Source organism: Krasilnikovia sp. MM14-A1259 (assembly GCF_047159535.1).
GTDB lineage: Bacteria > Actinomycetota > Actinomycetes > Mycobacteriales > Micromonosporaceae > Actinoplanes.
The window spans coordinates 1,030,515-1,044,051 of sequence record NZ_BAAGAJ010000002.1 but is presented as its reverse complement, the minus strand read 5'-3'; the positions used below and the strand labels follow the sequence as shown (position 1 = coordinate 1,044,051).

Annotated in this window: 16 protein-coding genes and 1 pseudogene; 7 read left to right on the top strand and 10 right to left on the bottom strand. The window is 69.5% G+C overall.

Annotated elements, in window-relative coordinates; all coding sequences use genetic code 11:
* Positions 1 to 7: 7 nt before the first annotated feature.
* Positions 8 to 826, top strand: coding sequence for a sugar nucleotide-binding protein (locus tag ACMCNK_RS04430; protein WP_412735107.1), 819 nt, complete (start codon positions 8 to 10; stop codon positions 824 to 826).
* Between the two features lie 140 nt (positions 827 to 966).
* On the opposite strand, the gene ACMCNK_RS04425 is transcribed toward ACMCNK_RS04430, so the two are convergent.
* The 3 genes from ACMCNK_RS04425 to ACMCNK_RS04415 form a co-directional block, all read right to left on the bottom strand.
* Positions 967 to 1,548, bottom strand: coding sequence for an NIPSNAP family protein (locus ACMCNK_RS04425; RefSeq protein ID WP_412735106.1), 582 nt, complete (start codon positions 1,546 to 1,548; stop codon positions 967 to 969).
* Positions 1,545 to 1,952 carry an Rrf2 family transcriptional regulator gene (locus ACMCNK_RS04420; RefSeq protein WP_412735105.1) on the bottom strand — a complete coding sequence of 136 codons (408 nt, stop codon included), beginning with the start codon at positions 1,950 to 1,952 and terminating at the stop codon, positions 1,545 to 1,547. The genes ACMCNK_RS04425 and ACMCNK_RS04420 overlap by 4 nt, the downstream gene beginning before the upstream one ends.
* 235 nt (positions 1,953 to 2,187) lie before the next feature.
* A complete protein-coding gene (locus tag ACMCNK_RS04415) occupies positions 2,188 to 2,742 on the bottom strand; it encodes a GNAT family N-acetyltransferase (protein WP_412735104.1) in 555 nt (184 codons plus the stop codon).
* Between the two features lie 276 nt (positions 2,743 to 3,018).
* On the opposite strand from ACMCNK_RS04415, the gene ACMCNK_RS04410 reads away from it, so the two are divergent.
* Positions 3,019 to 3,852, top strand: a complete 834-nt coding sequence (locus ACMCNK_RS04410) for a nucleoside phosphorylase (protein WP_412735103.1) — start codon at positions 3,019 to 3,021, stop codon at positions 3,850 to 3,852.
* A 4-nt stretch (positions 3,853 to 3,856) separates the two neighbouring features.
* Here the strand turns inward: ACMCNK_RS04410 and ACMCNK_RS04405 are convergent, their stop codons facing one another.
* Entirely contained in the window at positions 3,857 to 4,678 is an 822-nt protein-coding gene (locus ACMCNK_RS04405) for a hypothetical protein (protein WP_412735102.1), read from the bottom strand.
* A gap of 271 nt (positions 4,679 to 4,949) precedes the next feature.
* On the opposite strand from ACMCNK_RS04405, the gene ACMCNK_RS04400 reads away from it, so the two are divergent.
* Together ACMCNK_RS04400 and ACMCNK_RS04395 are read left to right on the top strand one after the other, a co-directional pair.
* Positions 4,950 to 5,216, top strand: coding sequence for an alkylmercury lyase (locus ACMCNK_RS04400; RefSeq protein WP_412735101.1), 267 nt, complete (start codon positions 4,950 to 4,952; stop codon positions 5,214 to 5,216).
* A gap of 68 nt (positions 5,217 to 5,284) precedes the next feature.
* Positions 5,285 to 6,120: pseudogene (locus ACMCNK_RS04395) on the top strand (IS5 family transposase).
* A 51-nt stretch (positions 6,121 to 6,171) separates the two neighbouring features.
* Here the strand turns inward: ACMCNK_RS04395 and ACMCNK_RS04390 are convergent.
* Both ACMCNK_RS04390 and ACMCNK_RS04385 read right to left on the bottom strand, forming a co-directional pair.
* Entirely contained in the window at positions 6,172 to 6,360 is a 189-nt protein-coding gene (locus ACMCNK_RS04390; RefSeq protein ID WP_412735100.1) for a hypothetical protein, read from the bottom strand.
* A 61-nt stretch (positions 6,361 to 6,421) separates the two neighbouring features.
* Complete coding sequence (locus tag ACMCNK_RS04385; protein ID WP_412735099.1) at positions 6,422 to 7,024, bottom strand: DinB family protein; 603 nt, start codon at positions 7,022 to 7,024, stop codon at positions 6,422 to 6,424.
* 569 nt (positions 7,025 to 7,593) lie between these two features.
* Here ACMCNK_RS04385 and ACMCNK_RS04380 point away from each other — a divergent pair.
* A complete protein-coding gene (locus ACMCNK_RS04380; RefSeq protein WP_412735098.1) occupies positions 7,594 to 8,178 on the top strand; it encodes a DUF664 domain-containing protein in 585 nt (194 codons plus the stop codon).
* A 340-nt stretch (positions 8,179 to 8,518) separates the two neighbouring features.
* Here the strand turns inward: ACMCNK_RS04380 and ACMCNK_RS04375 are convergent, their stop codons facing one another.
* From ACMCNK_RS04375 to ACMCNK_RS04365, 3 genes are all read right to left on the bottom strand, one after another.
* The gene (locus tag ACMCNK_RS04375; RefSeq protein ID WP_412735097.1) at positions 8,519 to 9,127 is read right to left on the bottom strand and encodes a hypothetical protein; all 609 of its coding nucleotides are present in this window, start codon (positions 9,125 to 9,127) and stop codon (positions 8,519 to 8,521) included.
* 258 nt (positions 9,128 to 9,385) lie between these two features.
* A complete protein-coding gene (locus ACMCNK_RS04370) occupies positions 9,386 to 9,973 on the bottom strand; it encodes a GNAT family N-acetyltransferase (RefSeq protein ID WP_412735096.1) in 588 nt (195 codons plus the stop codon).
* Between the two features lie 88 nt (positions 9,974 to 10,061).
* Positions 10,062 to 11,027 (bottom strand): TetR/AcrR family transcriptional regulator C-terminal domain-containing protein, encoded by a 966-nt coding sequence (locus tag ACMCNK_RS04365; RefSeq protein WP_412735095.1) that lies wholly within the window; start codon positions 11,025 to 11,027, stop codon positions 10,062 to 10,064.
* A 209-nt stretch (positions 11,028 to 11,236) separates the two neighbouring features.
* Here ACMCNK_RS04365 and ACMCNK_RS04360 point away from each other — a divergent pair, with 209 nt between their 5' ends.
* Positions 11,237 to 12,424, top strand: coding sequence for an FAD-dependent monooxygenase (locus tag ACMCNK_RS04360; RefSeq protein ID WP_412735094.1), 1,188 nt, complete (start codon positions 11,237 to 11,239; stop codon positions 12,422 to 12,424).
* 84 nt (positions 12,425 to 12,508) lie between these two features.
* On the top strand, positions 12,509 to 12,874 hold the full coding sequence (locus ACMCNK_RS04355; RefSeq protein ID WP_412735093.1) for a DUF6204 family protein: 366 nt from the start codon (positions 12,509 to 12,511) through the stop codon (positions 12,872 to 12,874).
* Here the strand turns inward: ACMCNK_RS04355 and ACMCNK_RS04350 are convergent.
* Positions 12,865 to 13,488 carry a hypothetical protein gene (locus ACMCNK_RS04350; protein WP_412735092.1) on the bottom strand — a complete coding sequence of 208 codons (624 nt, stop codon included), beginning with the start codon at positions 13,486 to 13,488 and terminating at the stop codon, positions 12,865 to 12,867. The two genes, ACMCNK_RS04355 and ACMCNK_RS04350, sit on opposite strands and share 10 nt — an antisense overlap.
* Positions 13,489 to 13,537 lie beyond the last annotated feature (49 nt).

Sequence of the window (13,537 nt, the reverse complement as noted above, 5' to 3'; positions counted from 1 at the left end):
CGTACCCATGACGGATCGGATCTTGATCACCGGAGCCACCGGTCACCTCGGGTCGCGGCTCGCCCAGCGGGCAGCAGAGGCGGGCTGGTCGGTCGTCGGTACCTACCTGCGCGCGGCCGGCCCGACGGCCGACGAGCGGGTGGACATCCGCGACGCCGCGGCCGTCCGTGAGCTGGTGCGGCGGGTACGCCCGCAGGTGGTGGTGCACACCGCCGCCGGGCGCGACGACTGGCGGGTCATCGCCGATGGCGCCGCGCACGTCGCCGCGGCCGCCGCCGCGCAGGGCAGCCGACTGGTCCACGTCTCGACCGACGCGGTGTTCTCCGGGCGGGAGGTCGACTACGACGAGTCCGCGCCGCCCGACCCGCTCTACCGGTACGGCGCGGCGAAGGCGGCAGCGGAGACCGCGGTCGCCGCGGTCGACCCTGGCGCCGCCGTGGTGCGGACCTCTCTGATCCTCGGTCACGGTCGAGGGCAGCACGAGACCCTCACCCGCGACCTGATTGCCGGCCGGGTGCAGGGTGCACTGTTCACCGACATGATCCGCAAGCCGGTGCACGTCGACGATCTGGCCGACGCGCTGCTCGAACTGGCAGTGAACGACTACCGGGGTGTCCTCAACGTCGCCGGCCCCGAAGCGATCAGCCGCTACGACCTCGGCGTGCTGGTCGCGCGCCGCGAGGGCCTTGACGCGGATCGGGTACCCGCGGCGGCGATCGCGGATTCGGGCCTGCGCATGGCGGCGGACGTGCGGCTGAGCACCGACCGGGCCGTGGCGATCCTGAGTACGCGGCTCCGGGGCGTTCACCAGTTCATGGCTGGCTAGGTGGATGTCGCACCTTGACGCCGGCCATGAGTGGCCGGCGACTACGCGGCGAAGAAACGGCATCAGTCGTGCAGCCCCGCCGCCGCACGGCAAACCATCGAGACGTACCGACTTATTGGTGAATCAGTCGGCTTCGGTCATCAGTGAAGGGTGGAGCGTCGGGTGGGGCAGAGGCGGAGGTTGTCGGTCTTCACCACTTGCGTGGGGACGTCTGCCTGCAGGGGTGATCGGCTGAGCAAGACCAGCGCGTGTTCATCGCGGACGGGTAGTTGCGGGAAGTCGTTCTCGGCGTACTCGGTGCGTAGCACGGCCAGGGTCTCGTCCGCGCTCGGAACGGAATCGGGGAAAGGGCAGGCCGAGTACCAGATCGTCGCGTGCAGGACCGTTGCCGGGTGGGCCGCGCCGCGGTCGAATACCGGCAGCGGGACGATCTCGCGGAGCAGCAGGACATCGTCGGAGTCGAGCATTGTCGCGTTCGCCGCGGGCCCGTGCTTCGCCCAGACGCGGCCGGAATAGAAGGCCGTCAGGCCGGCCCGGCGTGACGACATGTCGGTGAATCCGCGCAGCCACACGAATTGGTCGGGCCGGTCGAGGTCGCGGAACTGGCCCAGCACGGCCATCCCCAGCGCTTCCTGGGTTTCCACGAACTCGCGGTCGAAAAGGTCGATCAACTCGTCGCGGCGTCCGTCGCGCAGGGTGTAACGGCGTAGTTCGACGATCATGCCAGGATCCTTTCCAGAACGTCGCTGACGGTCCGGCGCGCCAGCGTCGTCTGGAATGCGTCGGTTGCCTCGTCGTACACGTCGGTGAGCACTGGACGGATTCCGCGGCCGACCGGGCACTCCAGGTTCGGCTCGGAGTGGTGCAGGGCGAGCAGCGGCTCGGGCGAGACGGCCAGCCAGATGTCCAGCAATGTGATCTCTGTTGCCGGTCGCCCGAGGGAGAAGCCGGCGCCGTTGCCGCGGCGCGCCGTCACCAGACCGGCCCGCTGTAAATCACCCAGGCTGCGCCGCACGATGACCGCGTTCGTCTTGACGCTGGCGGCCACCTCCTCGGAGGTCAGCACCTCGCGGCCGCCCCGCCTTGCCAACTCCAGCCACGCCAAGGCGTGCGCCGCAATCGTCACCCTCTGTTGGCCGCCACTGCGACAGTCTCGCGGACATCAACCTCAGAAGCAACAGTTTTTGTTACGTTCAACCGCGTACGCCGACGGTTCGGGCAGGCCGTTGCGACGTCACACGGGACACTCATCGGCATGATCGAATGCGCTGTCATGCGGGCAGGGGCCGTCGAGCTATCACCGGGCGTAGTGAAGCATTGAGGGTTGGCACGCCCGCACGTGGCAGGTGAGTCTCGGACGATCAGCGGTTCGATGGAAGAACGGAGAACACCAACGCGTCCGCGGGCCGGCGGCCGTCGGTGAGGAAATTTCGGAGACGTCCCTCCAGCTGGAATCCCACGCTGGTAAGGACATGTTGCGAAGCCAGGTTGTCAGGCTCGACCCAGGCCTCCAGGCGCTGCAGGTCCAGTGTCTCCAGTGCCCATGGGACAGCCAGGCGGACCGCGGCCGTCGCCACGCCCTGTCGCCGCGCGGAGGGGATGACCCAGTAGCCCAGCCCACAGACGCGAGGTTGCGGCCGCAGTGCCACCCAGAGCAGTCCCACGGCACGATCGTCATCAACGTCGACGATGGCCTGCGACACGCCCTCACCGTTCTCCAGGCGTGCCCACTGTCGATGGATGAACGCGAGGCCCCCGGCTTGTGTGAAGTTGGCCGGGACTGTCGTGCCTTTCGGTATCCGAGGATCTGTACCGGCAAGGCGGATGCAGTCGATGTCGGCCTCGCGCCACATCCGGAGGCCGATGCGCCTGTCGCTCAGGGCCGGATCCGGGTATGACAGCGGCCTGACCAGCACAGACCCATTCTGTCACGGTGACGACCCGGCCAGGCAAGCCTCGATGACTCACACGCGGACTGGAGTGACTTCGAAATCACAGGCACCGAATTCGAGCGGACCTGGCGCTCGGGTGCCGGTTGACACCTCTTCCGGTCAGCGACGCCCGGAAAGCGCATAAGCTGACGCAGGGCCAGCAAGGGGGAGCAGCACCCGGCCCCGAAACTGACTAGCGCTTTGGCCCGTCGGCACCGAGAGTAGGCGCGAGGATCGGCACGAAGGTCGAGGTGTGCACGCGTGCAAGACGAACAGCCGGGAGGACATTTCCAGATCCCGCTCTCGGAGCATGACGACTCCCCGCGTGCCTTCATCGAGCCAACGGAGCACATCGCACGTCTCGACGCCCCGGAGGCCTGCGTCGTTACGTTCTTCGGGGACGTGGCTGAGCGTTTGATGAGCCGCCGAGATGCCCGCGTGCTGAGTGAGAACCGATGGGAAGACGGCCCCCATCCCCTTCTGGAGATCGAGCATGAGGGCCAGCGATTGGCGGTCCTACGCTCTGGAGTGGGGGCGCCGCTGGCGGGGGCTCTCCTGGAGGAAACCATCGCTATGGGATGCACGCACTTCGTCGTCTGCGGAGGTGCCGGAGCATTGCGTCGCGATCTGACTCTCGGACATCTTGTGGTCTTGTCCGCGGCGATCCGAGATGAGGGGACCTCGTTTCACTACCTACCGCCGGCGCGACGCATCGAGTTCCACCCTGGAGCTCGCCAGGTTCTTCAAGACGCCCTGGAGAAGCGCGGCGCGCCGTACGTGGTCGGCAAGACCTGGACCACTGATGCGCCGTATCGGGAAACACCGCGGAAGATCGCGGCCCGCAGGGACGAGGGTTGCCTGACCGTCGAGATGGAGGCATCGGCTCTGGCTGCCGTCGCGGCATTCCGAGGGGTTCCCCTTGCCCAGGTTGTCTACTGCGGAGACGACCTGGCAGGCGAGTCCTGGGATCACCGGTCGTGGCAGAGCCTCGCCGACGTCCGGGAGGATCTTTTCGACCTTGCCGCGACCGCAGCGTTGGCGCTCGCCCAGATCGACCAGGTGGCGGATTCCGTATCCCTGAGGACGACCAGATGAGCCGTTAGCGATGACGGACCCAAACGTTGGGTTCAACATAGGTTCCCAGGTCGGCATCCCGGTCTAATCGCAGGACGCTCATGCCCTGCGGAATGACGTACTCTCCGGATGCGGGCATCGCCAATCCCGCCCATTTCTCCCACTCGCCGACCGTCGCTGTCATCGTCTGAGCTTCGGGCGCCATGGCGATGACGTTGGCACCCAATCGAGCGTGCAGTCGTAGCCATGGGTCGAACGGCAGTCCGTCCGGGCGCGACCATGAGGCGTACTCCTCTATGGAGAACAGCGGATACTGATGTTTGCGGGTCGGGCGCACCGGGGCCAGGACCCGTAAGAGACCGTGCGTCTCCGCGGTGCCGCACAAGGATGTGATGAGTTCCTCGGCCACACCAGTGCCCTTGCGCCCGGGATGAACGATGCCGCCGCAAATGACGAACGTGTCCGCCCCGGAGCCGGTCTGGTGAACCTCCACGGCACGGCGCAGCACATCAGCGAAGGAAACCGGCAGATTCTCGACCTCGCCGGACCATGAGATGGGCACTCCCCAGCCTGTGGCGACCGGCTCGCCCTTCTCGTCATCCACCAGCATCACGTCGAGGTGCGGGAAGTACTCCCGCACGAGTCCGATGTACTTTTTTACCTCCTGATCCGCGGTGATGAACGCTGGAAAGCCTTCCGCAAAGAGAGCATCCAACTGCGCGTCCGACCACGAATGAGCCTTTGATGCTTCAACTCGGTATGACACTGCGCGCCGCCCTCCACACGCCGTCACCTCGGTGGCTGCGTTGCAGCCACGACGGAGATTATGCCTGCCGACGATCACCATCAAGCGCAACGCACCATGGCGTCCGGATAGGGGTTCCGCCAGCGGAACGACACGCGGAACACCGTTACAGAACACCGCTGGGCTTGGCCGGCGTCGTCGTTGGCGGTGTTCCGCTGACCGATCCCCTAACGGAACATCAACGATGCTGTGCTGGGCCCGGGGGCCGGCCTCAACGGCCGGCCCGACTATGCCGGGCAGTCCGCGATCGAGGCCGCAGCCTGATGGTGGAGTGGTTAAGCGACAGCCGGCAACAGCGAGGGATGATGGCCGGATGATCGTCGAACTGCGGTCGGTGCCGGATTGCCCGAACCTGGACGCTACCCGGAGCACGTTGGCGGCTTGCCTGGCCGAGGCTGGCCTGACGGTGCCGATCATCGAACGCGTCGGGGACTACCGGTCGCCGTCGATCCTGATCAACGGCGCCGATGTCACTGGTGCCGATCCGAGCGGCCCGCCCGCCTGTGTGCTGCGGCCGCCCACTGCCCCGCAGATCCGAGCCGCGTTGCACAGCGCCATTCGATCCGCGCCCGCGTCCTAGGGTGCGTCTCTCGGATCAGGATCGTTCGTTGACCGTACGTGCCGGTTCGTCGATGGATCTCTGATGACATGTGGGCTCGGGTGGAGCCGTATCTGCCGGACCGGTCGCCGCAGCGCGGCGGCCGGTGGTCCGATCACCGTGAGGTGATCGAGGCGATCGCGTGGAAGTACCGCACCGGCTCGCCCTGGCGTGATCTGCCCGATGAGCTGGGTTCGTGGAAGGGCGCATACTCCAGGTTTCGCCGCTGGACCCTCGATGGCACCTGGCAGAAGGTGTTGACCGCGGTGCAGGCCGACGCCGACGCGGCCGGTGAGCTCGACTGGCTGGCGGTGGCGGTGGACTCGACCGTGGTGCGGGCGCATCAGCACGCTGCCGGGCTGCGACCGGGAAAAGACCACGACGGTACGAGCCGGCCGACCATTGCCTCGGCCGGTCCCGTGGCGGCCTGAGCACCAAGGTTCACCTCGCGGCGGAGTCGCGTTGCCGGCCGATGAGCCTGCTCGTCACCGCCGGGCAGGTCGGTGACGCACCCCAGTTCACCGCGGTCATGGACGCGATTGCGGTGCCCCGCCGCGGACCTGGCCGGCCTCGGCGACGCCCGGAGCGGGTACTCGCGGATAAGGCGTACTCGTCTCGGGCGATCCGCGCATGGCTGCGCCGGCGCGGGATTCGGGCCACGATCCCGCAGCCGTGCGATCAGAAGGCCCACCGCCTGCGGCGCGGCAGCCGTGGTGGCCGCCCACCCGCGTTCGACAAGCAGGGCTACCGGCAGCGCAACGTCGCGGAACGCTGCATCAACCGGCTCAAACAATGGCGTGGCCTGGCCATGCGCACCGACAAACTCGCCGTGCATTACCAGGCCGCGCTCACCCTTGCCGGGATCCTGCTCTGGACCAAACCATGATCCGAGAGACGCTTCCTAGCCGGGGCGCGCGCGACGGCCTTCCAGAGAACTTCAGCCGTTGTGCTGGGCGCGTTTCCAGTCCGCCGAGCCGGCCGATGTGTGCGGTAGGCCGAACCACCGGCCCGGGAACCACCACCGCATCGCCCGGCCGAGCGCGGTGCGCCGGCACCAGCACTGCGGATCACAGCCGCAGGTCCGGTTGCGCGGATTGTGGATCCGCTGCAACACCGTGCGTTCCATTAGCCGAGCGTACGTCTTCTAGCTGGTGACGGCCCGATGCCGGCTTCGCCATGCGTGGCGGTCACGCCGGCGGCGGTTCAAGGGTGAGTTGCGCCCGGTGGAAGTCGTAGTGCTGGGTGCCGTTGTGGTAGATGTCGGCGACGGTCATCGTGTCGGCGAAGAAGGGGTCCCAGTCGACGGGGAAATGCATCTGCCTGGCCAGGGATTCTTCGGTCTCCGCGTCGAGACGGCGGTGGAGTCGGTTCATGATCCGGTCGAGTTGGCGGGTCAGGCGGGGGCCGTGGAACACGAGCGCGCCGCCGCGACCACCGAGATAGTTGATCAGGTGGAAGGGGCGTGTGCTGGCGTTCAGCGCTGCGGCGAAGCGACGGCTGTACCCGTCGGGTAGCCGCCCGCACAGGCGGACGCCGGGGAGAAGTCGCCACACGATGAGGTAGCCGAAGACCATGTGCCAGAGCATCTGTCCATTGGTCCACTTGGTCCCGTCGGTACGGCGGCGAAGCTGCGATGCCGTCGCCCGTTCCACAAGCTGGTGGAGGTCGAGTCGGACGCGTTCCAGATCGTCGTGAATCGGTTGCCGGTCGAACCCCTGCGACACCAGCACATTGTCGCAGGGTACGACCGGCAGGCCCGTGGTGATCAGCGGGTTGGCCGCTGGTCGCAAGATCGTTTACTAAACCCCGACGGACGGACCCGGGTCGATCCACACGCCGGGGCCGCGGGCCGCGTCACGCGACTGTTCGCGGCCTTGGAACCACGGTTCTTTCGCACGCGGCCCATCTGGACGTCGAACGGCCGGCGCCGGGGCGCTCCGATGACGCTCAGGCCCGATCCAGCACCGCGCACACGGCTGGCGGTCGGCGGCAGCGCGAACCAGTAGTTCACCACCGGTCCCTGCCTGCGAGCCCCGCTCCCATGGCTTCGTAGAGACGCTGGGCGGGCGAGTTGTCCCGCGCGGTCGTGAGGAGCATCGTGCCCTGAACCTCGTGCCGCGCGCGGCGACGAACGCGATCGTGACACGTCTCCTGCCAGCGCCCCGAGTGGCGAACGCCGGAGCGACGTCCGGGCCCGGCCGGCATCTCGCCAATTATCGTATTGCCATTACCGGTAATCCGATAATCGAGATCGCGCTACACCATAATGACAGTTATGGTGTAGCGCGCAGCGTCCGTCACCATGACGCCCCCCGATCGGCGGCCCCGCCGCAGGACCGGCGCGATCTACAGTCGTCCCATGAGCGACGAAGACGACACCCCCTGGGAGCCTCCCCTCGCGGGCACCGAGGCGGAACACCTGCTCGGTGCTCTCGACCGGCTGCGCACGACCTTCCGGTGGAAGGCCGACGACCTTGATGCTGCCGGGCTGCAGACCCGCCTCGGCGTCTCCTCCCTGACGCTGGGCGGGCTGCTCAAGCACCTCGCGCTGGTCGAGGAGCACACGTGCGGCACCAAGCTCGACGGGACGCCGCTGGGCGCGCCGTGGGACAGCGCGGACTGGGACGCCGATCCGGATTGGGAATTCACCTCGGCGGCCGCCGACACCTCGGAACAGCTCTACCTGCTGTGGGACGACGCCGTCGAACGTTCCCGCGCGCGGCTCGGCGCGGCCCTGGCCGCCGCGGGACCGGACCAAAGCGTCCACATCGCCGGGTCCGACGGCCGTCATCCGAACCTGCGCCGGCTGCTCTGCGACCTGATCGAGGAGTACGGCCGGCATACCGGCCACGCCGACCTGCTCCGCGAGGCCGTCGACGGGCTGACCGGTGAGGACCCCCCGCCCGGATGGCACGCGAGATCAGGGCGGTTCCTCGGCGGCTGACCGCCGCCCGCCAGGTCGGGTGTCGAACGCTGGCCCGCCAACTACTCCCTTGTGCCCGGCGCGGCCTGCGCGGCGAGAAGCCGGCCCTTGAGGAACATCGGAACGGAAACCTGCGTTAATGATGATCTTGGTGAGCCGCGCTTCCCGCACGGGCATGGAGGAGCGACTACTCGAGCCGGTCGAGGGGCGCTCCTGGATTCGCGCGGCCAGCTCGGGGTTGGGGTCGAGCACGCGGGCAGGCCGGGGGCGCACGATCGCGGGGAGGTCGTCGCCAACGCGCTGCGCTTGACAGCTTGATCACGGGAGGTTTTCACCGTGCCCGGCCATCACGCCGCGGGGCTCAGGGAGTGAAGATCTCGTTGATGGAGACGGCGGCGCCGTTGTGGACCACGAGGTCGGCTTTGCGCTGGTACTGCTTGGTCATGGCCGCGAACTGGGTGATCGTGCGGACGCAGCTGGGCCGCGGTGCGGTTCTGTCGCATACGCCGGTGTCGTCCATGGCGGCGGTGAAGGTGGCGCCGGAAGCGATCGGCAGCGTCGTCCTACCCGCGAGAATCTTGATCCGGTAGTCGTCCGTGCAGGTGGGCTGCCCGGCACAGGAAACCATCTTTATGGGCTTGAGCGTGGCGATGCGGTGCGCCGGGTCGATCGAGATGACGAACGCCTGGGACTTGCCGTCCAGGATGCGGCCGGCCGGCGCCGTGGAGTGCGGCACGCTCGGCGGCGCCGAAGCGGGTCGGGTCGTGGGCGCGGTCGCCGACGCCCCGGGAGCCGGGTCCGCGGTAGTGGCGGACGGCGACGGGTGCGCGGTAGTGGCGGACGGCGACGGGTGCGCGGCAGCGGCGGGCTTGCCGGCGCCGGACTGGCAGGCCGCCAGGGCGAGCGCGGGCGCCACGACGAGCGCGACGCCGAACGCGCGAAGGATCTGAGGGCCGGTGGGGACCTGCATTGCGAACTCCTGAAGCGTGCGGCGATCTGGTGCTCGAGAGTCTGCCCGTGCCGGACCTCTGCGACGGTCGTCGGTGGAACCGTGGCACGAAGCCATGACCGTCGTGGGTGATCGAGAGCTGGGCCAACTACGTCCCTGGCGATCACGGACCGTGAGAATCCGACTCGATCCTCGTGCCTTGCGGGGAGAACTGGCGACGGTTGAACAAGCGATCTCACCAGTACCAAGCGCCCAGCCGCAGCCATGTGTCGGGATTGGTCACCGGTCGCCGCGGATGCGGGCGTGCAGGTGCATGTCGTGGCGGCCGTCGGAGTGGATGGCGTCGCTGCGTTTGGTGCCCTCCAGCCGGAATCCGGCCTTGACGGCGACCCGGCAGGAGGCCGGGTTGCGGGTCGAGTGGTCCAGGTGCAGGCGGTGGAAACCGGCCGCGCCGAGCGCCCACGTGCTCACCGCCGCCAGCGCGCGCGACGCCACCCCGGCGCCCCGGGCGGCCGGGAGCACCCAGTACCCGCACCCCGCGACGCCGTCGTCGAGGTTCAGGCTGCCCATCGCCATGCGCCCGAGGACCTGATCGCCGCCGCGGGTCACCGCCCAGCTCGCGCCCGTTTCCTGCGCCCAGTCCTGCTGATATTGCGCGAACCATTGCCGGACCTGGTCCTCGGATGCGGGCTGGCGGGTGTGCCAGTGCCGGATCGCCGGGTCCTGATAGGCGGCGTGGAAGGCCGGGGCGTCCGCAGGGTCCCAGGGCCGCAGGACCAGGTCGCCCGCCGCGGTCAGGACCGGTTGCGCAGCGGCGGCAAGGGCTCCGGCGGGGATGGCGGGCGGGGTGGACAGCGGTGATCGCATCCCCCCATTCTTCCTTGTCGGGCGGCACCGGCAGGCGTCACGGACCCGGGCGGACAGTGTGACTGATCGAGCACACGGCGCCGCATGTTCATCGGCGCGCCGGGCCCGCGTTCAGCTGGGGATGCAGGCCGTCGAGCAGGCGGGCAAGACCGAACTCGACCAGCGCGTCCACGTCCAGGTCGAAGCCGCTGCGCAGGACCGTGTGCAGCGGCGACTGCGGTGGCAGCAGCTCACCCAGCCGGGCCTGTTGGGCCTGCATCCACTCGTCGCTGGTGAGCCCGGTCTCGCGCCGCGCCTCGGCCTCCAGGTCCAGGCCCGCGGCCACGCCGCGGATGAAACTGAACAGGCTCAGATGTACGTGCATCTGCTCGTGGGGGCTCAGCCGGGTGCCGGCCAGCGCGCCCAGGACGTCGTCGGCGATGGACAGGGTGTGGGGCGAGAGCTGGGGCCGGGTCAGTGACATGGCGGGCGCCAGCCACGGGTGGCGGCGGAACACCTGCCAGACGGTGCGGCCCAGGTGCATCAGCCGGGCCCGGCGGTCGCCGCGCGGTCCTGGCCGGTCGCGTTCGGCCAGGACCGCGTCGACCATGTGCAGGACGAGGTCTTCCTTGCCGGGCAGGTGCCGGTAGAGCGACATGGTCGCCACGCCCAGCTCGGCGGCGATGCGTCGCATCGACACTTCGGCGAGGCCTTCGGTGTCGGCGATGTGCACCGCGGTGCGCACGATCCGGGCCCGGTCGATGTCCGCGGCCGGGGGGCGGGGCCGGTCCCCGTGCGCGGAAACCGGCTCTCCGGGCGGCGCGCCGCCCGGAGAGGGGCTGCGCCGCGCAGTGGGTGCCGGGGGTCCGGCCACCACGGTGCCCACCCCGGGTACGGCCCGGGTCAGGCCGTCGCGGCGCAGGGCGGCGTGCACTTTGGTGGCAGTCGCGATGGCCACCCCCCACTGCCGGTGGATCTCGCGGGCCGACGGGACCGGGTCGCCGGCCCGCAGCTCTGCGTCCGCGATACGGCGCCGGATGTCGGCCACGATCCGCAGGTACGGCGGGTCGCTCATCGGCCCGACCGGGGGTGGGGCACACCGCAGCGTACTAGTACGCGCATGTCGCTCACGTCACTCCTTACCCGGGTCGCGTGCTGGTCCACTCGGTCCGCCCGACGCCCGAGTGTACTAGTACGCACGATGTCTTCTTGCCCCGTTCTTCATGGCATGTATACCGTCCCGGCCAACTCGTGTACAGCGTACTCACTTCCGCGGGAGGATCGATGGGCAGCGTTCTGATCTCCGGCGCCGGCATCGCCGGCACGACCCTGGCGTACTGGCTGCACCGGTACGGCTTCACCCCGACCGTCGTGGAGACCGCACCCGGCCCGCGGCCCGGCGGGCAGGCGGTCGACGTACGCGGTGTCGCCCGCCAGGTGATCGAGCTGATGGACCTCATGCCGCAGGTGCGCCGCCACCGGGTCGACGAACGGGGCATGGCCTACGTGGACGCCCGCGGCCGGTACCGGGCCCGCATGCCGGCCGAGATGTTCGGCGGCGAAGGCATCGTCGCCGAGATCGAAATCATGCGCGGTGACCTGGTGTCCATCCTGTACGAGGCCACCCGCGACCACACCGAATACCTGTTCGGCGAACGCATCACCGCGCTGAGCCAGGACACCGGCGGGGTCACCGCGGAACTGGCCGGCGGGGCGACACGCCGCTTCGACCTGGTCGTCGGCGCCGACGGTGTGCACTCCGGGGTGCGCCGGCTGGCGTTCGGCCCCGCCGCGCAGTTCGTGCGGCCGCTCGGGGCGTACACGGCGTACTTCACCGTGCCGGACCCGGGGGATCTGCACGCCTGGTTCCTCATGCACAACGCGCCCGGCGGCCGGGTCGCCGGGCTTCGCCCGGAGCGCGGCGGCACGGCCAAGGCGATGCTCAGCTTCACTTCCGGCCCGCTGCGCCACGACCGCGGCGACGTCACCGCGCAACGGCAGCTGCTGGAACGCACGTTCGCCGGAGTGGGCTGGCGGGTGCCGGCGATGCTGGCGGCGATGCCGGACGCCGACGACTTCTACTTCGACAGCATCTGCCAGGTCCACACCGCGGACTGGTCGCGCGGCCGGGTCACCCTGCTCGGCGACGCCGGCTACTGCGCCTCCCCGCTGTCCGGGCTGGGCACCAGCCTGGCGCTTGTCGGCGCGTACGTCCTGGCCGGCGAGCTGGCCACTACCGGCGGGGAACACGGCCGGGCGTTCGGGCGCTACCAGCAGCTGCTGGGCGGGTACGTCACGCAGTGCCAGCAGTTGCCGCCCGGCGGGGTGAAAGGTTTCGCGCCGCGGACCCGGTTGATGATCGCGGCCCGGAACGCGTCGATGCAGATGATGAACCACTGGCCGATGCGCCAGATCCTGGCAGGCCAGTTCGGCAAGGCCGACGCGATCGACCTGCCCGCGTACGCGGGATGAGCCGCCCCGCGGGCCAAACGGTGGAGCCGCCCCGCGGGCCGGAAAACGGTGGAGCGGCCCCGCGCCCGCCCCTATGGTCGCCTGGTGAGCTCTCGACCTTTACGCATCACCGTCCGCGGCGCCTTCGCCGACCTGACCGACGCCCAGCGCGCCGGACTGCTCGCCGACGCCGCCGCGCACGACGTCCTGCGCGCCGAGCACACCCGCGAGGGGCACCTGACCTACGACGTGGCGGCGCGCCCGTTCTTCACGTTCCGGTTCGCCGACGAGGTGGACGCCGAACAGGACATCCCGGCAGCGACGGAGCGGGCCGTGGCCGCAGCGCAGTCCTGGCTGACCGGACACGGGTACGGCTTCCGGGACCTCACCGCGCAGACCGTGGACCTGTCACAGATCCCCATGGGCAGCCGCGGACGCAAGGAGGAGGCCCGCCGCGCCCGTCAGCCGTAGGCCGGCGCGGCGACGGGGATCATCTGACCGGCGCCGTCGAACACCTGCATGCCGGCGAAGCCGGCCCGCCCGCCGGTCGTCCGCAGGTCGACGGGCAGCTGCACTCCGTCCAGGTGGATCCAGTACGCGGGGTGGTCGAGGTCGTCGCGGTGCTGGGCCGCCGCCTCGACCACTTCACCGCCCGGCAGGATGTACCGGACCCGCTGCGCATCGTCGGGCAGCATCCCGAACGCGACCACTTCCACCGCGTGCTGCTGCTGCGCGTCGAGCCGCAGGAACTCCTTGGTCGCCGGCACCCAGGCGGCCCCGCCCGCGGCGCGGCTCCACCCGCAGTACGAGCGGTAGTCGGAGCGCTTGCGCACGGTGTGGCCCTGCCGGCGTTGCCAGTCCGCCAGGCAGCCGTCGACCGGGTCCACCTCGAACCGGGTCTCGCCGACCCGGTAGCTGATCAGCGGGGGATTGAGCCAGCGGCCGATCTGATCGGAGAAACCCACGCCGACCATCAAGGCGAGCACGGCAGCGGCCCCGAGCCCGGTCTTCACACCCGGCGACAACGGCCACCACGACCACAGCAACCGGCCGGCGAGGCCACCGCGGCCGTCGATGTCGCGCATGCCCCGATCGTAGGGGCGGCCCACCACCGCCCCTGACGAATGTCATGGC